Origin of the sequence: Microbacterium resistens (assembly GCF_031456305.1) — a bacterium.
Lineage (GTDB): Bacteria > Actinomycetota > Actinomycetes > Actinomycetales > Microbacteriaceae > Microbacterium > Microbacterium resistens_A.
Map to the genome: position 1 here is coordinate 104,185 of NZ_JAVDUM010000014.1, position 26,182 is coordinate 130,366.

35 protein-coding genes and 2 tRNA genes are annotated in these 26,182 nt (G+C 66.8%); 2 read left to right on the plus strand and 35 right to left on the minus strand.

What is annotated here, in order from left to right; all coding sequences use genetic code 11:
• Position 1 precedes the first annotated feature (1 nt).
• From J2Y69_RS15165 to J2Y69_RS15275, 23 genes are all read right to left on the minus strand, one after another.
• Positions 2-1,696: an SGNH/GDSL hydrolase family protein gene (locus J2Y69_RS15165; protein WP_310022272.1), complete on the minus strand. Its 1,695-nt coding sequence runs from the start codon at positions 1,694-1,696 to the stop codon at positions 2-4.
• Positions 1,696-2,136, minus strand: coding sequence for a hypothetical protein (locus J2Y69_RS15170; RefSeq protein ID WP_310022274.1), 441 nt, complete (start codon positions 2,134-2,136; stop codon positions 1,696-1,698). Before J2Y69_RS15170 ends, J2Y69_RS15165 begins: the two co-directional genes overlap by 1 nt.
• On the minus strand, positions 2,133-3,128 hold the full coding sequence (locus J2Y69_RS15175) for a hypothetical protein (RefSeq protein ID WP_310022276.1): 996 nt from the start codon (positions 3,126-3,128) through the stop codon (positions 2,133-2,135). The genes J2Y69_RS15170 and J2Y69_RS15175 overlap by 4 nt, the downstream gene beginning before the upstream one ends.
• The gene (locus J2Y69_RS15180; RefSeq protein WP_310022278.1) at positions 3,129-4,196 is read right to left on the minus strand and encodes a hypothetical protein; all 1,068 of its coding nucleotides are present in this window, start codon (positions 4,194-4,196) and stop codon (positions 3,129-3,131) included. It lies immediately after the preceding gene.
• A gap of 8 nt (positions 4,197-4,204) precedes the next feature.
• Positions 4,205-4,948, minus strand: a complete 744-nt coding sequence (locus J2Y69_RS15185; RefSeq protein WP_310022280.1) for a hypothetical protein — start codon at positions 4,946-4,948, stop codon at positions 4,205-4,207.
• Position 4,949: 1 nt separating this feature from the next.
• Entirely contained in the window at positions 4,950-7,814 is a 2,865-nt protein-coding gene (locus tag J2Y69_RS15190) for a phage tail tape measure protein (RefSeq protein WP_310022283.1), read from the minus strand.
• Between the two features lie 100 nt (positions 7,815-7,914).
• Positions 7,915-8,262 carry a hypothetical protein gene (locus tag J2Y69_RS15195; RefSeq protein WP_310022286.1) on the minus strand — a complete coding sequence of 116 codons (348 nt, stop codon included), beginning with the start codon at positions 8,260-8,262 and terminating at the stop codon, positions 7,915-7,917.
• A 14-nt stretch (positions 8,263-8,276) separates the two neighbouring features.
• Positions 8,277-8,723 carry a hypothetical protein gene (locus J2Y69_RS15200; RefSeq protein ID WP_310022288.1) on the minus strand — a complete coding sequence of 149 codons (447 nt, stop codon included), beginning with the start codon at positions 8,721-8,723 and terminating at the stop codon, positions 8,277-8,279.
• 86 nt (positions 8,724-8,809) lie between these two features.
• Entirely contained in the window at positions 8,810-9,322 is a 513-nt protein-coding gene (locus J2Y69_RS15205) for a phage tail tube protein (RefSeq protein ID WP_310022290.1), read from the minus strand.
• Positions 9,319-9,528 carry a hypothetical protein gene (locus J2Y69_RS15210; RefSeq protein WP_310022292.1) on the minus strand — a complete coding sequence of 70 codons (210 nt, stop codon included), beginning with the start codon at positions 9,526-9,528 and terminating at the stop codon, positions 9,319-9,321. The genes J2Y69_RS15205 and J2Y69_RS15210 overlap by 4 nt, the downstream gene beginning before the upstream one ends.
• A 3-nt stretch (positions 9,529-9,531) precedes the next feature.
• Entirely contained in the window at positions 9,532-9,957 is a 426-nt protein-coding gene (locus tag J2Y69_RS15215; protein WP_310022294.1) for a hypothetical protein, read from the minus strand.
• A gap of 7 nt (positions 9,958-9,964) precedes the next feature.
• The gene (locus J2Y69_RS15220; protein ID WP_310022295.1) at positions 9,965-10,414 is read right to left on the minus strand and encodes a hypothetical protein; all 450 of its coding nucleotides are present in this window, start codon (positions 10,412-10,414) and stop codon (positions 9,965-9,967) included.
• Positions 10,411-10,818, minus strand: coding sequence for a DUF6093 family protein (locus J2Y69_RS15225; RefSeq protein ID WP_310022296.1), 408 nt, complete (start codon positions 10,816-10,818; stop codon positions 10,411-10,413). The genes J2Y69_RS15220 and J2Y69_RS15225 overlap by 4 nt, the downstream gene beginning before the upstream one ends.
• Complete coding sequence (locus tag J2Y69_RS15230) at positions 10,818-11,240, minus strand: hypothetical protein (RefSeq protein WP_310022297.1); 423 nt, start codon at positions 11,238-11,240, stop codon at positions 10,818-10,820. Before J2Y69_RS15230 ends, J2Y69_RS15225 begins: the two co-directional genes overlap by 1 nt.
• A gap of 15 nt (positions 11,241-11,255) precedes the next feature.
• Complete coding sequence (locus tag J2Y69_RS15235) at positions 11,256-11,657, minus strand: hypothetical protein (protein WP_310022298.1); 402 nt, start codon at positions 11,655-11,657, stop codon at positions 11,256-11,258.
• Positions 11,657-12,664, minus strand: a complete 1,008-nt coding sequence (locus J2Y69_RS15240) for a major capsid protein (protein ID WP_310022300.1) — start codon at positions 12,662-12,664, stop codon at positions 11,657-11,659. Before J2Y69_RS15240 ends, J2Y69_RS15235 begins: the two co-directional genes overlap by 1 nt.
• Before the next feature lie 15 nt (positions 12,665-12,679).
• Positions 12,680-13,243, minus strand: coding sequence for a hypothetical protein (locus J2Y69_RS15245; RefSeq protein ID WP_310022302.1), 564 nt, complete (start codon positions 13,241-13,243; stop codon positions 12,680-12,682).
• Positions 13,244-13,329: 86 nt separating this feature from the next.
• Positions 13,330-14,550: a hypothetical protein gene (locus tag J2Y69_RS15250; RefSeq protein WP_310022303.1), complete on the minus strand. Its 1,221-nt coding sequence runs from the start codon at positions 14,548-14,550 to the stop codon at positions 13,330-13,332.
• A gap of 94 nt (positions 14,551-14,644) precedes the next feature.
• Positions 14,645-16,129, minus strand: a complete 1,485-nt coding sequence (locus tag J2Y69_RS15255) for a phage portal protein (protein WP_310022306.1) — start codon at positions 16,127-16,129, stop codon at positions 14,645-14,647.
• Between the two features lie 10 nt (positions 16,130-16,139).
• On the minus strand, positions 16,140-17,588 hold the full coding sequence (locus tag J2Y69_RS15260; RefSeq protein WP_310022309.1) for a hypothetical protein: 1,449 nt from the start codon (positions 17,586-17,588) through the stop codon (positions 16,140-16,142).
• A gap of 49 nt (positions 17,589-17,637) precedes the next feature.
• A complete protein-coding gene (locus J2Y69_RS15265) occupies positions 17,638-18,048 on the minus strand; it encodes a hypothetical protein (RefSeq protein WP_310022310.1) in 411 nt (136 codons plus the stop codon).
• Positions 18,049-18,484: 436 nt separating this feature from the next.
• Positions 18,485-18,718 carry a hypothetical protein gene (locus tag J2Y69_RS15270; RefSeq protein WP_310022312.1) on the minus strand — a complete coding sequence of 78 codons (234 nt, stop codon included), beginning with the start codon at positions 18,716-18,718 and terminating at the stop codon, positions 18,485-18,487.
• Positions 18,719-18,845: 127 nt separating this feature from the next.
• Positions 18,846-19,217 (minus strand): hypothetical protein, encoded by a 372-nt coding sequence (locus J2Y69_RS15275; protein ID WP_310022314.1) that lies wholly within the window; start codon positions 19,215-19,217, stop codon positions 18,846-18,848.
• A gap of 89 nt (positions 19,218-19,306) precedes the next feature.
• On the opposite strand from J2Y69_RS15275, the gene J2Y69_RS15280 reads away from it, so the two are divergent.
• Together J2Y69_RS15280 and J2Y69_RS15285 are read left to right on the plus strand one after the other, a co-directional pair.
• Entirely contained in the window at positions 19,307-19,504 is a 198-nt protein-coding gene (locus J2Y69_RS15280) for a type II toxin-antitoxin system HicA family toxin (RefSeq protein ID WP_310022316.1), read from the plus strand.
• A complete protein-coding gene (locus J2Y69_RS15285; protein ID WP_310022318.1) occupies positions 19,501-19,887 on the plus strand; it encodes a hypothetical protein in 387 nt (128 codons plus the stop codon). Before J2Y69_RS15280 ends, J2Y69_RS15285 begins: the two co-directional genes overlap by 4 nt.
• 50 nt (positions 19,888-19,937) lie before the next feature.
• Here J2Y69_RS15285 and J2Y69_RS15290 read toward each other — a convergent pair whose 3' ends face one another.
• From J2Y69_RS15290 to J2Y69_RS15345, 12 genes are all read right to left on the minus strand, one after another.
• A complete protein-coding gene (locus J2Y69_RS15290) occupies positions 19,938-20,372 on the minus strand; it encodes a hypothetical protein (protein WP_310022320.1) in 435 nt (144 codons plus the stop codon).
• A 31-nt stretch (positions 20,373-20,403) separates the two neighbouring features.
• The gene (locus tag J2Y69_RS15295) at positions 20,404-20,544 is read right to left on the minus strand and encodes a hypothetical protein (protein ID WP_310022322.1); all 141 of its coding nucleotides are present in this window, start codon (positions 20,542-20,544) and stop codon (positions 20,404-20,406) included.
• Positions 20,545-20,789: 245 nt separating this feature from the next.
• Positions 20,790-20,901 (minus strand) — tRNA-OTHER (locus tag J2Y69_RS15300).
• A gap of 100 nt (positions 20,902-21,001) precedes the next feature.
• Positions 21,002-21,073, minus strand: a tRNA-Asn gene (locus J2Y69_RS15305).
• Positions 21,074-21,214: 141 nt separating this feature from the next.
• Positions 21,215-22,369 (minus strand): hypothetical protein, encoded by a 1,155-nt coding sequence (locus tag J2Y69_RS15310; protein ID WP_310022324.1) that lies wholly within the window; start codon positions 22,367-22,369, stop codon positions 21,215-21,217.
• Positions 22,366-22,593 carry a hypothetical protein gene (locus J2Y69_RS15315; RefSeq protein WP_310022326.1) on the minus strand — a complete coding sequence of 76 codons (228 nt, stop codon included), beginning with the start codon at positions 22,591-22,593 and terminating at the stop codon, positions 22,366-22,368. Before J2Y69_RS15315 ends, J2Y69_RS15310 begins: the two co-directional genes overlap by 4 nt.
• Before the next feature lie 483 nt (positions 22,594-23,076).
• Positions 23,077-23,328, minus strand: coding sequence for a hypothetical protein (locus J2Y69_RS15320; RefSeq protein WP_310022328.1), 252 nt, complete (start codon positions 23,326-23,328; stop codon positions 23,077-23,079).
• Positions 23,329-23,330: 2 nt separating this feature from the next.
• Positions 23,331-23,564, minus strand: a complete 234-nt coding sequence (locus J2Y69_RS15325; protein ID WP_310022341.1) for a glutaredoxin domain-containing protein — start codon at positions 23,562-23,564, stop codon at positions 23,331-23,333.
• 142 nt (positions 23,565-23,706) lie between these two features.
• On the minus strand, positions 23,707-24,180 hold the full coding sequence (locus J2Y69_RS15330) for a hypothetical protein (RefSeq protein ID WP_310022329.1): 474 nt from the start codon (positions 24,178-24,180) through the stop codon (positions 23,707-23,709).
• 281 nt (positions 24,181-24,461) lie between these two features.
• A complete protein-coding gene (locus J2Y69_RS15335) occupies positions 24,462-24,881 on the minus strand; it encodes a single-stranded DNA-binding protein (RefSeq protein WP_310022331.1) in 420 nt (139 codons plus the stop codon).
• Between the two features lie 52 nt (positions 24,882-24,933).
• The gene (locus J2Y69_RS15340; protein WP_310022333.1) at positions 24,934-25,089 is read right to left on the minus strand and encodes a hypothetical protein; all 156 of its coding nucleotides are present in this window, start codon (positions 25,087-25,089) and stop codon (positions 24,934-24,936) included.
• Between the two features lie 460 nt (positions 25,090-25,549).
• Positions 25,550-26,017 carry a hypothetical protein gene (locus J2Y69_RS15345; protein WP_310022335.1) on the minus strand — a complete coding sequence of 156 codons (468 nt, stop codon included), beginning with the start codon at positions 26,015-26,017 and terminating at the stop codon, positions 25,550-25,552.
• Between the last annotated feature and the right edge of the window lie 165 nt (positions 26,018-26,182).

Consider the following 26,182-nt stretch of genomic DNA (forward strand, 5'->3'; position numbering starts at 1 on the left):
CTTAGTGTCCCTTCGTCAGTGCGTTGCGGACGAGCGCCATGAGGACGCGCAGGCCGGGCAACTTCGGGTGAGTCCCATCGGTCTCGCTGTAGAAGTAGGAGGAGTGCTCGTAGCTCTTCCATGCGGCGGCGACGTCCAGGACCGGGACGTCCGCCTCCAGCGCCGCCTCACACGTCGCCCGGAGGTACTCGGCATACGTCGGCGAGAGGATGTGGTCGGTCGGGAATCTGGTGTAGTCCGGCTGTGGGGATAGCACGCACCACACGTCGGCTCCCGCGGCCCGCATCGCCGACCACAGCGCGATCCGGTCGGCCTTGTACTGCGACAGCGGAATGTGGTCCTTGAAGTCGTTGAGGCCCAGGGCGTCGATCGCGAGCGTGGGTCGGGTGATCGTCGCCCATCCCAGCCCGTCGAGGTTCCCGGCCGTGGAGGTCGAGAATGCGCGGAGCGTCTTCCCGGAGAAGCCGGCGAGGTGCATGACCGCGCCCGAGTTGCGGCGCAGTTCGATTCCCCCGATCGGGACACCGTCCGGGGTGCCGTGTGCTCGGGCGACGTGCACGCCCCGCGGGACGGTCAGCCGGCCGACTCGCTGCCCGGGCAGAAGCCCCGGCATGTACGGGATGTCGGCGCCGGTGACCGATGCGGAGCCTGCCCAGGTGTAGGCGACACCGTCCACGGTGACCACCGATGTGCCGGTGATGTCGCCGCCGTAGATCCAGACCTCATCGGTCTCGGTCACCTCGGGCGCGGCCGGCGGGCTGACATACGAGGCCCGAGAGCCGTCGTCCACGACCCGCACCATGCCCTGCGAGAAGTACCCGCCGGGCATCGGCAGGGCGGAGCTGGCCGCGGTGCCGGCGTTCTGGATGGTCATGCCGCCATTGGGCCAGCGGATACCGCGGCCGGCGACAGGGACGCCGAGGGAGCGGAGGAGCTGCCACGGCCAGGCGTCCGCGTCCGCGGACTCTCCCGGGGCGGCGCTGCCGATCACACGGCTGACCGAGTCCCCGGCGACCATGATCGATGCGACACCCGCGCCCACCCGGGCGCTCTCCAGTGCCGACGTCCACCGCAGGACTTGATCCGGCCGGAAGTTGAAGGTCGCCGCGGCCGGGTCGTACAGGGTCGGCTCCGGGCACCACTCGGGGGCTGCGGAGCGTCCGACGACGCCCATCCGGCTCGACCAGCGGTCAAGAACCCACTGCGGGACGGTGCCGTCCGGGCCGATCGCGTCCTCCCCCAGTCGGGGGATTCCTGCCGAGTCGCGGCCGACGGATCCCGACAAGGCGCCCTCGACGCCTCCACCCCTGAGCGTCGTCCCATCGCCGAGCAGCCGCAGCTCCTTCACCGCCCACGCGTTGCCCTTGCTGAGGTAGGCGGGGAACTGCCCGTAATCGTTTCGGAATCCGCCCGCGACATCGCCCGTCAGGTCCGCCCCGCGGGGGATGCCCGGGTCTGCACGTTCGACCAGATCGCGGCCGTCGATGTCCGCCTCCACGGCGGTGGCCGCGAGATCCGCGACCGTCGCCCGGAGCCCCGCGTCTTCATTCAGCGCGTCGGCTACGAGAGGAGTGACTTGTGTCTGCACGCGACGGTCCACCGCCGCCTGCGATTCGGTCCCCTCCCGGTCGATCAGGCCCGCCGTTGTCGGGTCGGACGCGAATTCGGGCTTCCCGATGGGGATGAGTCCTGCCATCAGCTCACCACCTCCTCACTCTGGGCGCCGTACATCATCCCGGCGACAGCGTCGTAGTAGATTCCGGAGGCCAGAGCCTCCGGGGGTGGGCCGTAGCCCCACGGGATCGGATCGGCCTCGACCGACCGAGACGCCAGGATCAGATCCGACAGCGCCCCACCACCGATCGGGACGCGCAGACCGTAGAGGACGTCCATGCCCGTCCCGGCATCCCACGTCGCCCGCACGGTGTACGTTGCTCGGGGGATCATGGTCTCCGTCGGTGCGACATCCACCCGGAGGGCGCCCGTCGCGTCGGTGATCGTCGCGTAGACGGGGGCTGTGGTCATCACCCGCGAATCGCTCGTCGCGACCCGGTCCAGCACGAACGCCAGCCGGGGGAACCGGCCTTGGAACGACTTCAGGCCCGCATCGGACATGAATCCGGTGATCACGCTCATGCCGCCTCCTCCTCGATCTCCTCTTCGACGGGGAAGTCCCCGCCGAATCGCTCCGCTTTGACGAGCCAGTAGACGTCCCGTCCGGGCTCGCCGTAGACGGTCACCTGACCGCCTTGCACCTCATCCGCACCGACCGGGAACGGCCGTCCAACCGGCGTCACATGGACAGTGCGCCCGCCGGGCTTGTTCAGCGCCTCGAAGTAGTCCGGGAGCATGATCACCGCCTGGCCGGTACCGTCCAGCGATGCCCGCCCGGTGTACTCGGTCCCCGAGATCGGCGACTCCGTAGACCCATGCCGCAGCCAATGGCGCGGCTTCAGCGGGTGCGGCATCCGGAAGTTCTTCGCCCCCGCCACGTCCAAAGTCGCCGCGACGAGGTCTCCCGCCACGGTGACCTTGCCGAGGGCGACGATCTCGGACGTGGAGAGCTTGCCGATCACCCGGACCCCGGATTCCCCGCGGAGCTCTAGCTGCGAGGCGGAGTAGACCTGTCCACCCGATGACCCGCCACCAGTGATCGAGACGTTCCCCACGCTCACCTGACCGCCGCCGGTCTGCGAGATCGTCACAGCCCCGCAGAGGATCCGCCCGCTGCCCACGGTCAGATCCGCGTTCAGGAGGGTGGCGCCGCTGATCGTCGTCGCCCCGGCGATCGTCGTCGTGCCGCCGATCGTCGTCGCCCCGGTGATGGTCACCGTGTTGCCGAACGCAGTCGGGCCGACGACGTTGAGCGTCCCCGACACGTAGGTGTTGCCGGCGATGTTGACGGGGCCGGTCCACAGGAATGTTCCCGAGCCGATCAGGGAGCCGGAGACGCTGGCCTGTCCGGTGACGGACAGCCCACCGTTCTCGATCGTGATCCACCCGCCGCCGTAGACGGTGAGCCCTGCACGACCGATCGCGGCATTCTGGATGGTGGAGGTCGCGATCTCCCGGACCATCCGCATGAGATCCTCATAGGAGAGCGGCACTCCGAGGTGATTCACACCCATTCACGCCCTCCCGTCTGGCTGAACAGCGATCGTCTTCGTCCGCCCGATACCGGCATTCACCCGCACAATCCGGTGCGGGAAGGTGCCGTCGTCCATCCACTTGTCACCGTCGAATGTGAGATCCGCGATATCCCCGACATCAGCCGGGAGATCCGCATCGACAACGAACGACCATTCCGTGACCGGCTTCCCGAACGTGGCAATGTCCTGGACGGCGAGGGCATGCAGTTGGTCGATATCGTTGACCGATTTCGACATCGTTATCCGCTCCAGCAGAGGCAGCGGCGACGCCCTGTTCTCATGCGAGTTGACGAGCAGTTTGATCTCACTGCCCTCGCCCACACGGTCGGCGTTGTTGGTCTGCCCTCCCGCATTCACGTCTTCCGAGAAGGAAATGACGGGCGACTTCTTAGCGGAGACGTTGAATTCTCGGACAACCTGTGACGACCATGCCTCACCGCCGAGCATGTGCCATTCGAACCGACCATCCCCTGCCCATTGCGGCCGGAAATAGATGTCCAGCCCCTCCGACATCAGCGACGACAGCACATCGCCGACGGTCTGCATCGTGTACCCGAAATACTTCCGCGTGATCGCTTTCGTGTCCGGGAAAGGACCGATCGAAAACGGAAACTTCGGAGACGGAAGAACATTCCGATTCCAGGACTCCGACATATGCCACGCGGCGATCTGCGGTAGCGTCCCGGTGACCGTCTCATTCCACAAGACGACGTTCTGCGCCGTCCTGCCGGTCATGATCCGCCGCGCCATCAGCGCCCACAGATCCCCGAGCCGCACTGTCACCTCGGACGCGCCGAGCTGATACGGGCGCCCGATGATGTACCCGCCGTACTGGACGACCCCGTCCCGCTCCAGCACCATCAGATTCCGCCACGGGGTGAGCAGCTCCTTCAGCGCCGGCTTGGAGAACGTTCCGTTCAGTCGGACCGCCGCCGAGGCATCCCCCCGGGCCGACATCAGCCGAGAGTGGGGGAAATCCGCGATGGGGACTGTGTCGATCCGGTCGCCCGTGATCCCGTCACAGACATGCGCGACGATCTCAGCCATGCGGCCTCCTACCCATACGTGTCCGTGACGGCGACCCGGAGGGCGACACCACTCGTCACGGTCTGCACGACACCCGGCACGGAGGGGCCGATCGTCCACGGCTGCCACACACGGATGCCCCGAGGCACCCGGACGCCGTTGACGTACAGCCCGCCCTCCGCCGTGGGGATCTCGTGCGTCTGCCCCGGAAGGAGCGGTGCCGCCACGACGATCCGCCGCCCGCCAGGGCCGGTGATCGTGTACCCGTCCGGCCGGTTCCCCGTCGCCGTGAACACCGGATGGGCGGGGAGCAACCCCTGGTGCGCGGCGGGCTCACCCGCCTGAAAGACGTGCGTCTCCCCGTAGAGATCCGGGTCGTCCGCCTCGAAGCCGAGCCGGTACCGTGCCAGCCGGCCCGGCACCAGGATCGAATGCGACGGCTCACCCGCCCGTACGACATCGGTCCACAGATTCCAGCGGCCGTGCCCGTGCAGGCGAGCCGTGGACCCGTCGCGCAACAGCGCCTCCAGGGTCCGCAGCGCGAACTCCTGATCGTCGGGTCCGTCCGTGTGGACGAGCCCACCCCAGGAGATCGACCGGCCCGACGGGTACGCCTGCCCGGAGAACCATCCCGGCCCCACCGGGCGATCGATGCGCTCACGACGCATCGACGTGCCGCCGAGCAGCCACCCGGAGATGCTGTCCGGCTCGATCGTGTACCGAGCCGGACCGCTCCCACCCTCAAATATCAGATCCTCGATCTGGAAACGCATTTCATTCCCCCCGAAGACTCGACATCTGCCTCTGCTCATTCGCGGCGACAACACCCGCCGCTTTCGCCTGCACATACGCCTCGAACTCACGCCCATCGACAACCAGCGACAACCGGTCACCAGGCATTAGCCCCTGCCCCTGCCCCTGCGCCGCCGCGATCGAATCCACAAGCGGGCCGAGCACACCGAGCCGATCGCCGGTCTCCATCCAGACACCGACATTCCGGTCCCGCTGGTCCGCTTTCGGGGAGATATATGCCTCCCACGCCAACGACTTCTCCGCGAACTTATGAATCTCGGCCCCGCCCGGATAAATCCCCGACGGCACATTCGACCGGATCCCGCCACCCTCGAACGCCTCGTAGGAATAGAACCCACCGCGCTCATTCGGCTTCGCGAGATATCCCGCGAACGCGTCATTCATCGACTGGACCTGAGGGTTAACCCAGATCGGAACGGTCCTACCCGAATTATCGAAAATGAACTGATCGACCGCGGATTGTGCTGCCGCCGTCTCCGCGAGAATCGCAACCGCCTTCGCCTCCGGCAGCGCGAAGACCTTGTCAGCGAGCAGCTGCACTTCCTCAGCGCTGAAGCCCGCGGCAGTCGCCGCGTCCTCCAACGCCTGCCGCTGAACACCGAGCGTGGCCGAGTAGTTTTCGGCGGCGGTCTTTGCCCCGAGGGTGACTTTCTCCACCTCGAATTGCTTCGACGCCGCATCCTGCGCACGAGCCGCGACGTCCGAGAGCATCGCCGCATTCGCAGACCCCGCGACCGTGCTCTGATCCAGCGAGAGCACGAACCCATCGGTCGTCCCATTGAGCTGCTCGTAGGCGTCTCGCTGACGATCCACCTCAGCCGAGATCCCCGACAACGCCTCCAAGTAGCTGGCGTTCGCGGAGACGGCGTCTTGGTTGACGCCGTTCGCCTCGTTAATCCGATCGATCAACTCCTGCATCTGCGAGGACAGATCGTCCACGCGATCCGCTTCGGCCAGATACGCATCTGCGGCGCTCTCAGCGGTCGCCGCGCTCTTTCCCGTCGCTATCGCAAGGAGCGTCGAGTCGTTCGCCGCGAGCTGCGCACCGTCCGCGACACCCACAAGCGCCTCACGGAACTCAGGGCCGAGTCGCCGAAGAAGCTCTTCAGCTTGCGTGGGATTCATGCCCTCGGCGAGCATGTTGAACTGCTCGGTCGCCCTCGGGAGATCCTCAGCGGCGAGCGCGGCGAGAGCCTTCCCAATGTCGCCGAGCCTGTCCAGCGCGGCGGTCTGGCCGAGGGAGAGATTCAGGTCGGTCCACTCGACCGCCGCAGCGTCCATCAGCTCCGGGAGCTTGCGGAGGTCTTCCATCCCGTCACCGCGGACGAAGTTTTCAATCGAGTGCCCAGAGGTGGCCTTCTGGAAGACGGTCGCAGCGTCGGATGCCGTCCGAAGCGAATTCGCCAGCTCGGCAGTGGAAGCCGTGCCGGCGTCGTTCGCGAGCTTCAGCCCCTCAACTGCGACGGCTGCACCGACGAACGCAATCCCCCACGGCCCACCGAGGAACGACGTAAGGCGTCCCCACCCGGCGCGGACAGACGCGCCCGTGACTCCGAGCGTCTCCATCGCCAGCTTGAATTCGACCATCTTCGGAACCGCCATCAGAGCGGCGCTTCCGACCAGCACAAGCGTCCCGGCCAGCACACCGCCGATGACGATCAGACCCTGGACGGGGTCGGGGAGGTCGCCCATGAAGTCGGCGAAGCCTTTCACGCCGTCTGCTGCCGCGGTGACGGCGGGGAGGAGCACCTGGCCGAAGTCGATCGCGGCGTCTCGGACCGCGTTGCCTGCGATCCGCATCTTGGACTCGGCCGTCTCATACCGCTTCGCGGCTTCCTCGGCCAAGGCGTTGTTCTTCTCGAACTCCTCGGACCCCTTGGACATCGCCCCGGCGAACATGTCCGCCGCCGCGCTGGAACGCAGGAGGGCGTCCCGCATCCGGACCTCGGTGATACCGAGATCTGCGAGGACTCCAAGGGTGGACTGCCCCTGAGACTCAGCGTTCGCGAGCCCCTTCACGAACGCGGAGAGCGCCTCGGCCGGGTTCGACTTCCAGAGCTTCGCGAAAGCCTCGGACGACATGCCCGCAGCAGACGCGACCTTGTCGAGCTTCGCACCGCCGGAGTCCGCGGCGGCAGCGATGTCGATCATGACCTTCGACATGGCCGACCCGCCGGCCTCCGCCTCGATCCCCACCGACGACAGCGCCGTGGAGAGCCCGAGCACCTGACCCTCGGAGAGGCCGATCTGCTTCCCGGCACCAGCGAGACGCATTGCCATCGCCATGATCTCGGCTTCGGTCGTCGCATAATTGTTGCCCAGACCGACGAGCGCGGACCCGAGGTTGGACACCTTGTCCTGCGAGGTGCCCATGATGTTCACGAACCGGGCCAGGCTCGTTGCCGCCTCTTCTGCGGACAGGTTCGTGGACTCGCCGAGGTCGATCATCGTCCGCGTGAACGAAATGACGTTCGGGGTCTCGATGCCGAGCTGGCCGGCCGCTTCCGCGACCGCCGCGATCTCCTCATGCGACGCCGGCAGGACGCCCGTCAGATCCCGGAGCCCCTGTTCCAGCTCGGCGAGCTGCGCGGGCGTCCCATCGACGGTCTTCGTGACGCCCGTCCATGCGGACTGCCACTGCATCGCCGCTTTCGCCGCAAGCGCGGACCCGGCCAGCATCGCCGTTCCCGCGGCTACCCCGGCTGTGCCGAGCATGTTGAACGCCTGGCGCTTCTGCTCCAGCTTCTCCAGCTCGGTCCCGGTCTCACGGGTCGCCCGCGCGGCCTTGAGCATCCCTGCTTCGTATTCCGCCACCTGTGCGGACATCCGAATCTTGATGACGCGTTCCGACACTCGACCACCGCCTTAACGCAGAAAGCCCCCATTGCTGGGGGCTTGAGGGCGACCGGGTCGCCAAGAATTTTGCCTAGTCGAAGGGGACGAGTTCGGCGCGCCAGAGCAGCGCCCGCTTGTCGTCCTTCGGCCATTTCTCTTGCGCGACCCGCACCGCGTCGGCGGCGAAGTCCACGCTTGGTTTCGCGACGAATCGGGCCGTCGCAGTCGGGGACGACCCGTCGTTCGCGGGGTCTGTCGCCTCAGCGGTCGTGATGCCGTGCGAGCCGCGCGGTTCGAGCGCTCTCCGCCTGGCGGCGATCAGGACCGCCTTCTCCTGCGGGGTGAACCGCGGCTCCGCGACCGTCACGGAGATGACCGCCCCCGTGTGATCTACCGTGACCTGGGAGGGAGCCCAGCCGTTGAGCTCTCTGACGGTCACGCCCATCTCTCGGGCTAGCTGGGCCTCTTCGGCGCGTGCTGGCCCTTCGAGGCTTTTCCCGCGGCGACCATCCGCTTCTGGTGCTCCCACTCATGGGCGCCCCACAGCGCCACGGTCAGGTTCTTGATGTCGGGGGCGGCGAGCGCGTCGACCACGGCCGGCCACCGGTTCGTCGTCTGCCCGTCCTCCCCGACGCGGAGGAGGTCATCGACCTCGTCACCGTCCACGATCTCCACCCGCGGGAATGCCTTGAGCACGGCCTTCAGGTCGTACCCCAGGTCGTGATCCCGGGGGACGCGCGGGCGCGGCGGGTGCTGGGCGGTGAGATCCTCCCACGCCGTCCCATCGAGTGGCCGAAGCCGTACCGTCACCTGGCGCGTGCCGAGGAGCACGTCCTGTTCGACCGGCTCCGCGGTCTCGAAGACCTGTCGGGCCTCCGCGATCAGTTCATCAACGTCCATTGGTCCCCACCTCTCCCCCACCCACATGCGAGACCGGCAGGACGGGCGGTGGGGAGTGCCCGCCCTGCCGGAGATTGCGCCCGCGGTTACGGGCCGGCGACGATCGCGACTTCGCGGGCCACTTCGCCGACGACGTTGAGCCGCTGTTCCTTCATCAGCTCCGTGTTTTCCGTCGCGGGGACGTCCTTCGGGATCGACGTCTCCACGGGAATCACGGCGTTGAGCTTGTCGCCCTCCGCGAACGTGTGCCGGTTCGGGTAGCCGAGGGCGTGGACGATGTTCCCGGAGACACCGGGGGCGCCCAGGGTCGCCTCAATCGCTGTCGGCGTGGTCCGGTTGTAGACCCACTTCACGGTCACGTCGTCCGTGACGGTGCCGTCATACTGGAGCGCCTGCGCCAGCGTGTACCGGCCGGAGGTGATCTTGACGATGTCCGTCTCATGCGTGAAACCGTCGCGGGCCAGACCGTAGGTCAGCCGCTTGACCGTCGGGGCGGTCAGCTCCGCCAGGGTCGGCCGCGTCGGGTCGGCGATTGCCGGCACCCACAGGACGATGCCATTGCCGTCTGCGGCTGTGCCGCGCTGGACCTGTTCGTTCATGCTTCCTCCTCAGCACCATCCGGTGCAGTCGCCGCGGTCGCCCGCGGACGTCGGTTCTTCGGCGCGGCGAACGTGGCCGCGCGTGCCGTCTCGACGGGCTCCGGGTCGATGACCTTGTACGCGCCCGGATCGGCCGCGTAGGTCACCTCCGGGACGTCGAACTCGTGTCGCGGCCCTGTGGCCGCGCGCACTCTGATGAATCCCATTCGTCAGCCCTCCGGCGTGGATCGATAGATGAGATCCAGGTCGATGAACGGCAGCGGCGGGGAGACCTTCTGGTCGTCCTCCACCTCGCCCTCGTCATCGAGCCGGATCGGCCAGCACACCCGCCCGGGGACGACCGGCGTCCACCCGACGAGCTGGGCGATCATCGCGTCCGCGACGCGACGCACCGCGGCGGGATCCTCACCCACACAGCGGGCGACGATCCGCATCGTGCGAGCCGCGGTCACATCGTCAGCGGCGGTGTACCTGTCATCGCCGATCTCGTCCGGGCCGAGGTCGTGCAGCACCACATACGACGACCGCACCACTGTCCCATCGGAGTTCAGCGGTGCGTTCGAGTCGTGGACCGGCGGGGCGCCGCGCTCCCGCGCCCGGGCGATGATCGCTTCGAAGTGCGCGTAGCGGTTCATGCGTCCCTCACAATCCGCGGTCGGTGAGCGAGTCCCGTAGCGCGATCTCGATGCCCTTCGACAGCTCGTTCTCCGCGAAGTTCTCCGCGTCGCGCCGCGCCCGGTCCGGCTTTCGTCGCACGGGGCTGATCGGGTCATCAAAGATGCCGGCCGAGGGCACCAGGCCGGCCTTTCCGGTCGTCCCGCCGTACCGATCCAGGTCCGGGCCGACCTCGGCATAGTAGGTGCCACGTACGGCACCGCCGACCGCGATCTCCTTCACCCCGGCGCTCGACTCACGCCCCACGGTGTAGTCGATCGTCGCGGTGTACTGCCGTTTCAGCGGGTTCCCCGCGGCCTTCGTTCTCCAGTTGTCGCGCGTTCTGAGCGCGGCCTGCTGGACCGCTTGCTCCGCCCGCTTGGGGACGAGGTCGGCGAGATCGGTGAGGTCTCGGGCCAGGGCATCAAGATCGCTCACTGGGTCTCCTCAATCTGGAACCGCCGCGATGTCGGATTCGTCCGACTCCGCCGCGCCCCGATCGCGAAGATGGATCCGGACATGTCGGGATCCGTCAGGGAGGACAGCACCTCCACACGGTGCCCCTTGGCGACCCCCGCCGTTCCCACCACAGGGATGGCGAGCTTCCCCGCCTGCTCGGCGACCTGCTGGTCCGCGGCGATCACGTCTCGCGGCTCGACCGCACCGAAAGTCAGCTTGCACTTCCCCTCGTAGATCACCGGCCGCTCCGGCGGGTCATAGTCCAGGGTCACCGGATTCCAGGGGCCTCGTGTCGGCGGCGCGGCGGTGATCCGGCACCGGTCGCGCATGTCCGCCTGGGCGGCTCGCTGCCCGCGGTGCAGCGCAGAGACGGAGATGGGCATCACCCACCCCCAAAGCTCACGTTGTGCACACCCGAGAGGTACGGGGAGACGTCGCCCTCCGCGCTGGAGAGGAGCCGCCCCCGCTCCGCCTCGGAGATGTAGAGCTGCCCCGTGGAGACGGCCGCGTCGATCGTCTCCTGGAACGTGTCCTCGCCGAGCTGCCGGCGGGCGTCCGGGTTCCGCAGGACACGGACGACCATCGCGACCATGACCCGCGCCACCGAATCGCGCCGCAGGTATGCCGGGTCCGCGGCATCGAGCGCCATCCGGCGGACGACACCCGGGATCTCATCTTGGATGACCCCCCAGGCGTCGTCCAGCCACTGGGCCGCGGCCGTCTGCTCGCGCAGCTCCGACGTCTCCACCAAGGGACGCTCGAACGCGCTCTTCAGCCGATCGAGATCGGCGACAGGATTCGTCATGCGTCCCCCTCCGGACTACTTGGCGCTCTCGAACTCCTCGACGGCGGCGCGCAGCTCATCACGCTTCGACGTCTCCAGATCGAAGCCGTGGTCCGGCTTGATCCGGGTCAGGTACTCGAACCACGCCGCCTTCGACCCCTGCACAGGATGCGGACGGTCGCTGGCGTCCTGATCGGGCGTGCCGCTCGACGCATCCTCGTCAGGCTCACCCTGAAGCTCCGACGGGGTGACGGGATCCGGCCCCTCAGGGGTGACGGGAATGTCCGCGGGCGGTTCCTCGTCGTGGACGTCGTACCCGGCGCCACTGAAGTACAGGAGCGCGGCCGTGTCGTCGGTCTCACCGACACCGTCCGCGAAGTTGACCCCCGCGACGGTGCCGGTGAACCCGGCGACAGGCGTGTGGATGACCGGCGTCATCAGGCCGCGACCTTGATGTTGCGGAAGACCGCCGCCGCCTTGGTCGCCTTCAGGGCGACACCGACCGGGCCGAACTCCACACCGCCCTCCTGGACCGCCTTCACGTTCGTGAAGTCGGGCAGCCAGGTCTCCACGAGGTTGCCACCGACGGTCGTCACACCGTGGAAGCCGTCGAGACCGACGCGGTAGGCGTACAGATCCGTCAGGCCCGTCTCTGCCGTGCCCCCGATGGTCGCGGAGCGGATGGGGATGATGGGGCTGTTCGATCCGGCCTTGGCACCCGGGTCGGCGAACACGATCCCACCGTACGTCTCACGCTCGATCGGCCGTCCGTCCTGCCCGATCAGACCCTCGATCGGGTTCTTCACGTACTGGCCGGCGCGGCGTGCCGCCGCACGGACGCGGGCGAGTGCTCGCGCGTTTCCGAGGATGATCGTCGGGGCACCATCCAGCATCGACAGAAACTCATCGATGTCATCGAGCGCCTTGTGCACGGCAGCGGGATCGGTGTCCCAGTCCTCCCAATGCGTTACGGAATCCGCTCGGTACTCGGTGGAGGAACCGACCAGAGCCTTGTTCAGGCCGTCGAAGCTCGCCGCGTCCACGGCAGTGTCGCCGTTGATGACGGCGTCCTGGAAGAGGGTCGTCGCGGCCTTGATCTTGTTGCGCATGTTCAGCGCGACCGAGCCCGACACTGCCGGGCCGAGCTTCGCGATCACACGGTCCACCTGGAAGGTTCCACCGAGAACCTTCAGCTCCGTGGAGTGCTTCGAGGTCGTGACCTCGCCCGGGGCGTACTCCGTGTTCAGGGGTCGGAACGCCGCGGTACCCTGCGTGACCTGCCTGCGGTAACCGTAATCCAGGGTCGCGTCACCACCGGCCGGGTTCACGGCCTGGTCGAAGACCAGCGAGTCCGCGATAGCCGAGCCCTTGCGGAACTCGTCAATGACCAGCGGGTCATAGTCTTCCTGCGCGTTGTTCTTCGCTTCAGCGAGGGAGGTAACCATTCGCTACGCCTTTCGTCAGTTGCTCTCCGCCGCGTAATGCGCGGCGAAGGCTGCTTCCATAGATGTGGGCTTGGGGGCAGGAGGCTTTCCGCCCCCCGTGATGCCGGCATCCTTCGCGGATGCCGTGGACGGCGCGCGCAGCTTCAGGACCGCATTGACCTGCGCCTGAAGCGCTTCCTCGGTCGTGGCAGTCAGCAACGCCCGCTCGTCCTTCGTGATGCCGTGCTCATTGGCAAACGTGAGCTGGAGCAGCTCGGCAGCGTTCGACGCCGCCAGCGTCTCCGCGGCCACCGCCCGTTTTTGCTCGCGTTCGATCTCGGAGAGCTTCGACGCCTCCACCTGATCGAACTTCTCCGCCTTCTCGCGGTTCTCCTTCGCACGCTGCTCCCACTTGCGTGACTCCGACTTCCAGTCCGTCGGATCCGCGGGCGGATCGACGGTATCCCCCTGTGCAGGAGGATCGGCGGGGTCCGCGGGAGCGGCGGGTCCGGCTTCGGCCCCTTCGACAGGGGCGAGGTAGCGGAACCACGGTCGATGCCAGGAGGGCGGCGAGAGTGGCCCGAGCGTGCGCGGTGACATGGGTTCTCCTTTTCGGAATGAGCCCCGGTGCCGTGCGGCAGGAGTGGGGCGTGGCTCCTCGCGTGCCGTGCGGCGGGCGAGGAAGATCAGAGGCGGTGGAGCGCGTCAGCGAGGCTGAGACGGCTGCCATTGGTCGCGGCGAAGCGGGCATTCAAGCGCCGCCATATCCGCTCATGCACGATGTCGGCGCGGTCATCGTTCAGGCCGAGCGCGTCCACGAGGCGGAGCAAGTCGCCAGATTCAGGCCGCGCGACATCTATCGCTGCGATCTGCCGCTGAAGCGCGGACTCAAGGAGTTCGAGCCGGTCCCTGTTGAGCGGGAGGCCGCGGGCGTTCGCCGCGACGTCGGCACTGTTCGGCCCGATCGAGCGTGGGATGGACCCGTTTCGGCGCGCATACTCAAGCCGGTACGTCGCGTCGAAGAGACGTCGTTCTTGAGCTGTCATGGTGGCGCGGTCGAGCTGGTCGCGAACACCAGTTGCTCGCGCCCGCAGCACCCGGTCACGGGCACTACCCGGAACGATCGGGCGGGAGATCGGCTTACTGAAGCGCTCCGCCTGTTGGCGAAGTTCCTGCGAGCCCACGATGTACCCCTCGCGGCGCATCAACTGTGTCGCCTTCGTCCTGCTTGATCCGGCCTCTTTGTAGATGTCGTCCAGCGTCATCTTCGACGGGGTTCCGAACCGCTGCGCAGAGCGCTCTGACGTAAGCCCGCGGGTCTTCACGTTCGACACCCGGTAGATGTCGGCACCGTCGCGGATGGCCTGCGCGTTGCGTTTGCCCCATGTGCGGTCTTGCTCTTCGATGCTCATCACCGTGAACGCCGTATAGGGATCGGTGGTGAGATCCCCCGCCATGCTCTCCGACGCGGGGATATGGCGGCAGTCGCACAGCGGATGCCGCTGAAACCCCTTGTTCCAGCGGAACCACTTCCCGGCGAGGATGATGCAGCGATGACAGCTCGACCCGTTCAGCATCCGGACGTACCCGGCGATCCCCGCCGACGTGATTCCGGCCTGCACGGCGCCGCGGTTCGCGTCAGCGAGCAGTGAGGGGACAGCGGTGTCCAGGAACTTCCGCCCCTGCTTCAACGCCGAGGCCGGCGCGAGCCCTTCCCCGACGGCCTGCTTGGAGCGGATCACCGCAGTCCGGAGCACACCGTCGAGCGGAGCCCCCCACCGGTTTACCCCGGTGAACGCCGCTGCGGAGACCGGCTCCAGCCGTGAGGCGTCCTGGCCGGTCTCCGCGAGCACCCGGGGCAGATACGCCACCCCGCCCTGCGCGGCGGCGAACTGCGCCCGGGTCACCGTGTCCGTCAGCGCCTCACTGATGCGCGCGTATCCGGCGTCGAAGTCGCTGCCGACACGGTTCCACAGGCTTCTCGCCGTGCGAGTCGCGTCCTCAGCTATCTGCTGCTGCTGGTTGTAGTGCTCCGTCGCCGCCGTTGGAAGCATCGGGGATGCCTCCCTTCACGAGAGTGCGCAGCTCGGCGTCCATCTCGGCCTCAGCGAGTCCGAGCCAGCGTTGCACCTTCGGCTGATTCGCGCCGGGGATCATCTCCCAGGCGCCTTCACGCGGGAACCCGGACGTGATCAACTTCTGGATGCCGTCCACGATCTGCCCGAAGCTCTTCACCTCGGTATCCGCGTAGAGCATCTCCATGTCGGGATCCGGTTCGTTCTGGCCTGCGGCGCGAGCCGCGAGGGTCAGCATCTCGACCATGCCCTCATTGGAGTAGCGCTTCAGCTCGCCCTGCAAGCTGGTCAGCGTCGATTCCGCCCCCGAGATCGCGTCCCCGGAGAGGTTCGCCATTCGGCTGAGAAGATACTGCGGCGGCACCTGCGATGTGGCGAAAAACTGCGTCAGGAACTCGGTGAGCATCGTGACGTAGTTCGCCAGGTTCGACTCCGGCATGTCGAAGACCTTCGTTTGGTCCCCGTTGAAGACGAGCAGCCGGTCCACGGCCGCACGGCCGAACTCGTTCAGCAGCGGTACCCGCCGGCCTTCGGAGGTCGTGTAGATCGACCCGTCGGGGTTCCGCTTGTAGACGATCTGTCCGGACTCGTCACGCATCACCGGGTCGAATCCGGTCACGACGCGCTGACGGAATGCGCTGAACTGCATCGCCAGAAGCATGTTGAAGCGGATCGTGTTGATCGCATTCTGCTGCGGGATCAGCGGGTCAACCGGCGAGAAGACCTCGGCGTTCGCATTCGGGCGATAGTCGAATGTGACGAACGGAGTCGCGCCCATCGGGTGCGGCCCGCCCTTGCCCGTCGGCTCCCAGGCGCCGTCCTCGCGTCGGAGCTGCATCCAGCTCTCGTCGTCGTAGACGTAGGCGACGGAGTCAGCACCGCGGGCAGCCGTCGGGACGATCAGCGCATTCGGCGCCTTCGCCTGCTCCACGATCTTCACCGCGTACTCGGTGCGGAACGGATCCTCCGGGTCCGGGTGCAGATAGACGTTGCGTACCGACTGCGGGCGGACGATCGGCCGCTCCCGTATCTTCTCGTTGACCCACACGGAAGCGATTCCCCGCCCGTGCGTCATCATCGACTCGTAGATGATCGTCTGACGGGCTTCGAGCTTGTTCGCCGCCCACACGTCGCGCCACATTCCCTTGTCGATGCTGTCGCCGAGCCCGGTCCTGACTCCTTCGCAGCGAAGTCTTTGAATCGGGGCGAAGACAGGCAGCGGCATCCAATTCACGATCGACTGGGAGCGGAGGGACTCGTGCTCGGTCCCGATCCCGTCCGGCGCCCACGGCTTGTCCTGCTCGCCGTGCAGATAGTCCTCTCGGCGCTTCATCTGCTTGGCGTTCTTCGACGTGGTCGCCAGCGCGTCCCACCCGACGGAGGCGCGGGCCTTCGCAGTGCTCAGATCCATGCGTCTCCCATCACGAGTACGAATACATCGCCGTGCTGATGCGCTGGCGATCTGGTTGCGTGCCCTCGGCGCGGGTGAAGGCGAACACGGCGAGCGTCAGGGCTACGAGCGGCGAGATATCGGTGGTGTCGCGGCGATGCCACAGCCACTCGCCGGCCTCGCCGGGTGTGCGCTTCTTGCCCGCCTCGACCGCGTCGTCCAGGTAGACGTCACTGAGGTGCACGAACAGGCGGGGCGCGTCGGGATCGTGTCGGCCGTGCTCATCGACCGGCCCCATGATCAGCTCTTCGAAGAACCCGCAGGCTTGCACATGCTCGGAGTAGCTGATCTTCGTGACGTCGATGGACTCGGCCTCGAACCGCGGGATCAGCTTGCCGGGGCTGCCCTTCGGATCCAGGACGACGGCGACCGGCCCCCATCGCTGGATGATGCCCTTGACGTAGTCCACAACCCAGCCAGTCCCGGGGCCCCGCTTGATGATCTCGCCCTGAAGCTTCGGCCCGGCCTGCCAGTGCCCGCCCTTCCGGATGGCCTGCCGGCCGACGAGCGCGACCGACGACAGCGACCCGTCGAAGTTGACGTCGATTGCGACCGCGACGGCCCCTCGGCGGAGATGCCCGGGGACACCGCCCCACATCATCGAGTCTTCGTCGGCGAGCGACGCCCACCGCTCACCGTCGATCACCCGCGTGCCGGCGGACTCGTCCAGGATGCCCAGGTGCTCACGGCCGAACTTCGCGTCGTTCGGGGTCGCCGCGCGCAGCTTCGCCAGCAGGGCGAGCGTCACCCGGTCCGACTCGGTGGCGGGGTTCGCGCCCCGCTGCACCTCCGGATCATCAAAGTTCGCCTTCGGGTCGGCGCTGTACTCCCGGTAGGCGAGGTTCTTGTCCTTCGGCCGGTCGTCTTCCTGCCGGCCGCGGGCCATCACCCGCCGCAGCACCGCCGACGAGTCCAACGCCGCCGACGACGTGTAGATGATGAGCGGATTCGGCGCAGCGGTCAACGTCGCCATGATCGCCGCAAGAACCTCTTCGGGAAGGTCGTACGCCTCATCGAGAATCACGAGATCCGCGGTGAATCCGCGCCCAGAGCCCTTCGAGCGGGCCAGGAAGCGCAGTCGCGCGCCGGACTGAAGCTCGATCCCCTCTTCACCGTTCGCGGTACGGATCCCGACGACCCGGGAGCCCCGACGCTTGACCAGCGCGTACAGCTCCGGCGTGCCCTCGATGATGAACTTCACCCGAAGGAACGCTTCCTGCGACGTCTTGAACTCATGCGCCGTGTGGATCACAAGGCGCGCGTCGAAAAGGTAGATGAACGCCAGCTCGATACAGGCGAGCACCTCACCCTTGCCGTTCTGGCGAGGGACGATCAGCGCGAATTCGAACGCGGCCCAGTTGCCGTCAGCAGCCTGAGCGAGCGCATCGCGCACCGACTCCTTCTGCCACTCATCGAGCATCTGCCCCGAAAGCTCATACAGGGCGATGGCAGCATCGCCCGCGGTCCCACTACTTGGCGGAACGCTTCGGACGCGCGGCGGCACCACCCTTCCTCGCTTCGAGCCCTTCCCTGATGCTCGCGACATTCGATGGCACCTCCCCCGCACCCTCGTCCCTCTTCGCACCCTCGAAAGGGGCAATGAGTTGGCGCAGCGCGGCGGCGTGCATCCGGGCTTCCTTCATCGGGTCATTGATCAGCAGCTCTATGACGCCGTCATCCATGCGCGGCAGCTTGATCCGGAACCAGGCGTCTTCGTCGCCGTTGATCAGCTCGTGCAGCTTTTCGAGCCGGTCACTGATCCGGCATGCCTCCACGAGGTTCTGCACCTCGATCTCGGTGAGGTTTTGCCCGGTCGCGATTGATTTATACAACCGCAGGCCACGGGCGCCCAGGCCATGCGGATTCGTCCTCGAAACCACGATCTGGACCCCCTATGAAACATTTTCGGTAGAAAGCGGGGAGAGAAAAGTTGACTCCCCGGCGGTCCTGAGGGGCATGAGGGTGAGGGGGTCTCCCCCACCCCCTGCTGTCCTGTCACCTCGTCGTGTCGTTCATGCCTCTTCGGGCATGCTCACCATGCACGCGACGTCTTCGATCGCACTCGTGAGCCGTCACCCTGTGCGCTGTTGCATCCCAGGTGAGCGAGCCTGAGCCGTGAACGGATAGCTACCGTCTCAGGGGTGGGATGAGGATCCAGGTGATGCACGGACTTACTCATCCTGTTCACCCTGCCGCGAGCATCCTTATACGGCAGAGCCATGTCCACCCGGCGCTTGCAGATGTGGCAGTGCGTCTCCTCACGGAAGACCTGCTCACGGACCTCACGCCATGCAGCACCCGACCTGACACCAGCCACTACTCCGACTCTGAGGCGATCTGCTCAGCGAGCCGCTCCACACGCTGAGCCCACGTCGCACGCCCTCGACGCAGTCCACCGATACGAGCCGACAGATCACGACCACGCACAGTACGCACCCGCCTCTTCGCCCCCATCCGCTCGAACTCCCGGATCTGCTCATCGAACTGAGCCAGCAGCAGCCGGGCCGTGGTGAGCTGGGCAGCCGGCGTCCGCTCCACAGGGACAGTCATCGCACACCTCCGTAGACCTGCATCGCTAACGACAGATCACGGGCATGCGTCCGAGGGTGCCCGACAGCCGATGGTGCGAGCACCAGCGTCAGCACCGCGATCACACCGACGAGCAGCCACACCCGCTTCACGAGTGCACCACCCTGCCATTGGTGGATTTCAGCACAAGCGCCACGTCGAGCCGGAATCGGTCGTATGCGTCGATGCTCTCGCCAAGCACTCGATGTGCGTCGTTGTCGATGAAGACGACGTCCACAGATTGCCCACGCATCCGGTGGTAACCTCGGGGCGTCGCGAAGCTGATGCGACCACCGCTCGGCAGGCGCACGCTCTCTGCGCCGTTCGCGATTCGGATCTGCGCGCCGAAGGCGTATGCCTCGTTCGGCTGACGGAAGCTCTCGACGGCTTGTCGCACCGCGCGCCCATCGCGCTCGATGACCAGGATGCGCTCACCCGCGGCGGCGTTCATCAGCATGGCCGTTGCTGCGTACTCGTTCATGGTTTCCCCCTAATCGACACGGTCCCGGCCCATCTCAGCTTTCGTCTAGCCCACTTGACTTGATACGTCTAGCGAGTTAGACTACTTTCATGGTCAGCGAGCAACCCACACGCAAGGTCGTCCGACTGCTGAAGGACGCCGGATGGTCACCCATCCGAACCGCTGGCAGCCACACCACCTGGGCGAGCCCGACCGGAGCCACCTTCACGCTCCCCGACGGACACCGCACCATCAGCCCCGGCGTCTACCGGAAGCTCCTGAAAGCACTGGAAGAGGAGAGCAAATGAACACCTACAAGGTCACCGCCACCCGCGAAGGCAAATGGTGGATGATCGCCGTCCCCGAGATCGACGGGCTCACACAAGCACGACGACTCAGCGAAGCAGCCGACATGGCCCGCGAATACATCGCCGCGTCCCAAGGCGTCGCCATCGAGGACGTGGCTGTAGACCTCGAAGTGGCAGCCGTCGATGACATCGCCGTAGCCGCCCGCGTGGCCGAGATCGCCGAGGAACGCAAGCAGGCTGCCGACCTCGACCGCGCCGTGGGTCAGCACTCAACCGATCTCGCCCGAGACCTCGCCTCCGCCAAGGTACCTCTCCGCGACATCGGCGCCATCCTCGGCATCTCCTACCAGCGAGCCCACCAGCTCATCAGCCCGCGGCCCTGAGACGGTGAGAGCCCGGACACCGAAAGGCGCCGGGCTCTCAAGACAGATAGTTAGAAGCGGATCCCGGTCACGAACCTCTGCGCGGTCGCGTAGCGGATGGCCGCTCGCGTGTTTTCGAGAGCTTGGAAGTTGATCTGATACGCCTTTGGCCGCTCCGGCTCCCGCTGCGGACCGTGTAGCGCCCGCTGCACGAGTGCATGTTCCTCGGCGTCCAGATCAAACTCGGCCTGAAGACGGACCCTGCCGCCGTTCTCCTGCGTGACCCTCGCGTTCGAAGCGTCCTTGAGCTTCAGAATCCCGTTGCCCACATCCGTGAGGTGCTGCTTCCGCACCTCACGGGCCTTCGCTCGCGCGTCTGCCGCGCGCTTCTCTCGCTCCCGCTCGTCACGGGCCCTGATATGGCCCCACGCGACCTGTGCGTCACGCCTCGATACGCCGAGCTGCCACTTCAGCGACTCGATCTCCCGGTCCTTCTTAGATGCCATAGCGTGCCCCTTCATTCATTCTGCTGGTGGATCAGTCCACGAACGGGTGCACCAGATCGTCCGCGTCGAGCATGACCACACGCTCCACCGTCGAATCCGGTACCTCACCGCCGTAGAACTCCTCAAGAGCCCGCCTCTTCGCGGACCACTCCTCATCGAGTTCGTGCACCATCGCTACTCCCCTCGAAAGACACGGGCCTCACTTCTAGCGCGCCAGGCCAGGCTTGGCGCCGTTCCCCTTCACGGGCGGGTAGCCCATTCCCCCAAGGGGAAGCTGTGGTGCGCGCGCCGACTGTAGACCTGAGGTCAGGGCCGGCGCGCGCAGACCGCCTATGACGCACCCATCTGATCCGGGCGTTGTCGTCAGAGACGGGAGGGTATGGCGAGGATCATCGCCACAGCATGATCAGTGCTGCGATGGCATGGTGGGATTCGAACCCACGAACCGGGACGTGCGTCTCGGTCGGTATGCAGCGCGGCCCGATCGTCCGCGCATCCCCAGGTCTGTCCACCACCTGGAGTCATGCCAACGCCTGTAGAAAACCACGACAGGCGGCGTGAGGGAGCGTCCTCCCACGTCGAAGTGTGACCGGATCCAGTGCACGGATCTCCGGTCCCGACGACGGTCGCTGGCCGAGCAGGATTCGAACCTGCGCGCGTCTCATTAACAGTGAGGTGCTCTGCCACTGAGCTACCGGCCATCGTCGTGGTACATCGCGCCACGACCTCGCGCCCTCCATTGCTCCGGCGTTGAGGGTTGCCGTCACCCGCTTATGAACGGGCGAAGATTAGCAGATCGCTTATGCGATCAGAGATCCGGTGTGCTCATTCCGGCCCCTTTCTCAGAGAACGGTGAGGGACTGCAAGTCGAAGCCGTTGCCCGTCACGTCGAATGTCAGCAGGCCCGGGTCCGAGTCGTCGCCGGCTTTGTTCCGGTACCAGTCCGACCCGTTGTCGAGCGTCGGCGCCTGAAGGAACCATTTCGCCCGGCCCGTGCGTGCGTTCCGGCCCGTCGGCTGCACCATCAGGTGATGGTAGTGCGCACCGATCAGGACATCCGCCCGAGCGACGGGCTGTGCGCCGTGCTGTTGCTTCGTCCACCAGTCGATCGCCCGGCCGGGTCCGTACTGATTGCCGTGCACCATCCCGAGGACGGTCCCGCCTGCATCGAACGCTATCGACTCGTCATAGTCGCCCGGGAAGTGCCAGGTCGCGCGAAGCCGTGACGCGGCGGCGAGCTTCTCCACCTGACGATGCACGTACAGGCCCAGGTCATCCGCCGGCTTGCCGAGCGTCTGCGGGCCATTCCGCCAGGCCGTGTGATTCGAGGTGACCGTGAGGACATCCACGGGCGCGAATCGGCTTAGCAGACGCACGAAGTCGAAGACGATCGTTCCCGCAAGATCCATCTGCTGCGCCAGCGACAAATCGTTGGTGAACGCTGGGTCGCCGCCGGAGTGGAAGTTCTCGAAGAGATCTCCGCCCTCGGCGAGCACGATCCGAGACGGCCGGCGGGCTCGCAGACGCTTCTCCAGGCGGGCCATCACGCCCTGGAGCCGCTCCAGCAGCTCCGGCGTCCCGCCGCGAGATCCCGTCTTCCCCGCCTGCACGTCGGACAGGACGACGATCATCGTCCGGTCGTTGTCCGCCGGGGCGAGATCCGGAGCCCTGCGCGCCTTCGCCGCCGCGTACAGCGTCGGAAGGTCGAGCATGCTCCGCTTCCGGCGGAATGACGCCCGGTAGGAGTAGAGCTGCACCACATCACGGTCGCCCGTGTCCGTGCGCTTCGACTGCTGCCAGGTGCTCATCCGCACCGTATCCCGGTCCACCTCGAAGACGTCCGGGTCCAGATTGAAACGGCGGAGCACGTCCGACCAGTCCGAGATCGGCTTGTCCGCCTTCACGTCGCGAAGCTCGCCACCATCCGGACCGACATCCGCGGAGCCCAGAATCTCCGGAGGCGAGGGCGGGTCAGCCAGCTTCTCAGCGAGCATCATCCGGCGACCTTCTGACGGTAGGCACGCAACGCCGAGTCGCCGATGTCCAGGCCCTCAGGTTTCAGCGTCCGAGCGAGCGCCGTGGACGTCCACTCCGGATTCCGCAGCGCGGCATCGAACGCCCGCCGGTCCGCGTCATCCAGGCCATCCCGCCACACGTCGATCCGCGACCGATACCCAGTCGGGGAGACCGGCGGCGTCTTGAGAACGTCCTTCAGCGCCATGCGGCACCTCCTTACGAGAACCCCGCCAGCCCATACGCCAGTCGTGCGCAGGAGTTGGCTCTCTTCTCACCGGCTCGCGGCATGCTGCCTAGCAGTCCACGCCATCGCCTCGGCGGTCATCAGAGAACGGCCAACCGCAACGGCGCCTATAGTGAGGGCGAGCGGCGGCGGGGAAGAAATAGAAGGGCCGGGATCGGGGGCAACGACCCCGGCCGAGCGCATGAAAAAAGACCCGGTGACCTCACTAGGTCTCCTGGGTCTTCTCGCGCTTGCGCTAGCTTAACACACTTCCGTCGCGCTTTTCGCGCTTTTTCTTGGACGACCCCTCTTGCCCCTCATCCGCTTGTCGGCAGCGAGCAGATCGTCCTCACGGATCCGCCCCAAGACGAACACGATTTCCCCGCGCTCCTCCCAGCGGTAGATCGTGGACACAGCGCGCCCCACACGATCCGCTGCCCCCTGCCTGTCATAGATCGCCACCCGTCAGCGGCGAGCCCGCCGGGAGAAGCGCATCAGCGCCCACCAGCGCAGACGATCCCATCGGGTGATCTTGGCCGTCACCGCCTGGGACGGGTGCGGATGATTCACGTCCGGATCCTCCAGACGCATCCGCCACTCACCCGGCTCCGACGGGACCAACGGGGCGATCTCATCCACAAGATCCTCCTGCACCGTCATCACCCGCGACCACGGCCCATCCTCATGGCGTCGCGCCTCAACCACATACGTCTGCATGCTCACTCCTTCACCCGCTCGGCGATCTCATCCAGGAAGTCGGGACGGAACCCCGACCAGGAACGATCCCCCACCACGACGACCGGCGCCGAGGAATGCCCGAGCGCCTTCGCCGCCGCCAGATTGTCCGGCTCCGTCAGGTCTCCCTCCTCGAACGGGATGCCCCGATCGGACAACCACCGCTTCGTCGCCGTGCACTGCTGACACGACGGCTTCGAATAGACCCGGATCAGCAGGGCGCCTCCCCCACGGACCGGCGCACCTCACGCACCGCCGCCAAGAACGCCTCCCGCTGCGTCCCGAAACAGCCCGGCACGTTCGATGCATGCCAGCACGCATGCCCAGCATCGAACTCCCGGCGCACACTCGGTCTCCGCGTCACGCGTCCCTCCCCTCTCTGCGACTGAACACGTCAGCCCAGAATCCGTCCACATCCTCGGGCGCTTCCCACCCGCATTTCTCGCACTCATAGCGCGTCTCACCGCCCGGAATCTCCGGAGGCGTGACCTTCACCGCCCGCAGGCCACACGACGGCACCGGGCACGGCTGAGCCGCCCACCACGGATCCTCTCTGAGCGACCACCGCTCGAAGATCGTCCGCAACGACCACCCGTCCGCATGCTCCGGCCGGCCGATCACCGCATCCGCGAGCGGCACGATCTCCGGACGCTCCGACAGGGCAGACAGCCCCGACAGGATCCCGCCCGTCAGATCATCCGCGAAGTCACGGAGCACGACCGCGCCGGCCGAGACCGGAACCTGCATACGCCCCTCCGGCACCCGCCCGTCGATCACCTCCCGAGCCGACCACAGCAACGTCACGATGAAATCCGCGGCGTCCAGCAGCTCCACCGGGACCGGCGGCGGCGCATGCGTGCGCCCGCCGCCCCCGCCCGGCTCCCTGTCGTACACGACGGCCTTCAGCGGATCCGTCAGCGACCGCAGATGCGCGAGCATGTCCGGCGTTGCGGCCAGCAGACCCCGCGTCCGACCGAAACAGACACCGCAGATCAGAGAATCCCCGACCGCCTCCCGCGGCGCACACCCACGACACGACCCGTCACCCCCGAAAGACGGGCACACCGCGAAGTGCTTCCCCCGCATCCGGCATCCGCGGGCACACGGGACGCCGCTCAGAACGTCCCCTCAGGCCACGCCCCCGGCGTCGCCCATGCATCCTCCTCAGCAGGCCGCGGATCAGCCCCCTGACGAGGCCGCGTCGGGATGATGCTCACCTCAGCGAACCGCAACTCCAGGTCCACCCCGGACTTGCCGTTCGCCTCCCACGGTCGAAGCACAGGCACCCCCGACACCCGGACGGCCGTACCCTTTGCCAGCTTCTCCGCGTAGAGTTCCGCCTGATCACCCCACAGCGACGCCTTGACCCACAGCGTCGCCCCCGCGTCCTCCCACTCCCCCGACTGCCGGTTCTTCCGACGCGGCGTGAACGGCACCGAGAGCCCCAGCACCGCTTCATTCGTCTCACGGGTGTACCGCAACTCCGGATCACGGGGCAGATACCCCACGACCTCCATTTCAGCCTTCTGCCTCAAACATCTCTCCTCTCATGTGCGCGTGCTCCGCCTGTTGCTCCACGACCAGCCGTCAGAATTCCTCGACGCTGATGGCGAAGTATGCGCCGTTGAGATCAACGAGCAGCGCGCCGTCTTCGATGCTCGGCGCGTTTACCTCAATCCCGCCGTCGTGCTGCCCCTCGGTGAGCAGGCTCTTGATAAACTCCAGTGCGTCAGTCGCGTTCATGGTCGTCTCCTTCGTTGTTGGTCGCACGGATTGGGCGGTCTGCGTCCATGCATCGCGCGTGCGCCTCGGGCTGATGCAAAGGGCACGGCTCAGACTCGACCGGATCACCGCACACCGAGCAGACGTAGCCGCCCATGCCGTAGCTCACGATCCACTCGTCAGGAGCGTCAGACATGCTCGCTCCCGTTTGGGCGGTCTGTGTGCCCGTACTCGTCGGGCGAATCGCACTGATCCGACCGGTGCGGCGCGTAGCAGCCGTGGACGTGGATCGGAGCCGAGCATGTGCTCGAACCGTCGCACTCGCCGGGCGCGAACTCGTCGTCCTCACTCCGGTTTGGGCGGTCTGGCGCGCTCGTCAGCGCCTCGATCCGAGCAGCGGCCTCCCGCATCAGATCGGTCGCAGTCTCGCCGCGCCATCCCTGCCGGAGCAACCTCACCAGGGTCTCGTCTACGTGCGTGCTCATCGCTCTGTGCTCCCGTCTGGGCGGTCTGCGGCGGCTCGGTATCCGCGCTCGTAGGCGTCCGCATAGACGCCACGCATGTGGACGTGGTGCCGCTCCGGGTAGACGCGCAGAGCGACCGCCAGAGCCTCGTGGATCAGCGTCGCGCCCAGCACGTCCTCACGGGTGAGCCGTGGCCGTTCGATCTCCGCGATCCGTACTTCGAGGCGCTTCACCCGGTAGGACCACTTCTCGACACGCTCGGACGCTTCCTTCCACGCCCGATGCGCAGAGCCGAGAGCGGTGCGCACCTGCCGCGCCGCACGCTGGCTCCCTGACGCCCCGAATCCCGGGATGCCGCCACCCATCGCGGTCGCGGCGTCGTTCTTCTGGTCAGCGGCGCGCATCGCGTCGTTCGCTGCTTCCAGACGCTCGCGGGCGTGTGCGAGCTTCTCCTTCAGGTCAGCGGGATCGTTCGTTGCGCTCATCGGTCCTGCTCCTCTCGGTTCTCTCCCGGGGTGGCGGGGAAGATGAGCTTGCACCAGTACGTTGTACCGTCCAACGCCTCGTATGGCTGAGAGCACGTACCCCCGCTGCTGCACGCTTCGCACGCGCGGTTGTAGTCAGGGACGCTCATCGGTTCTCTCCCTGCT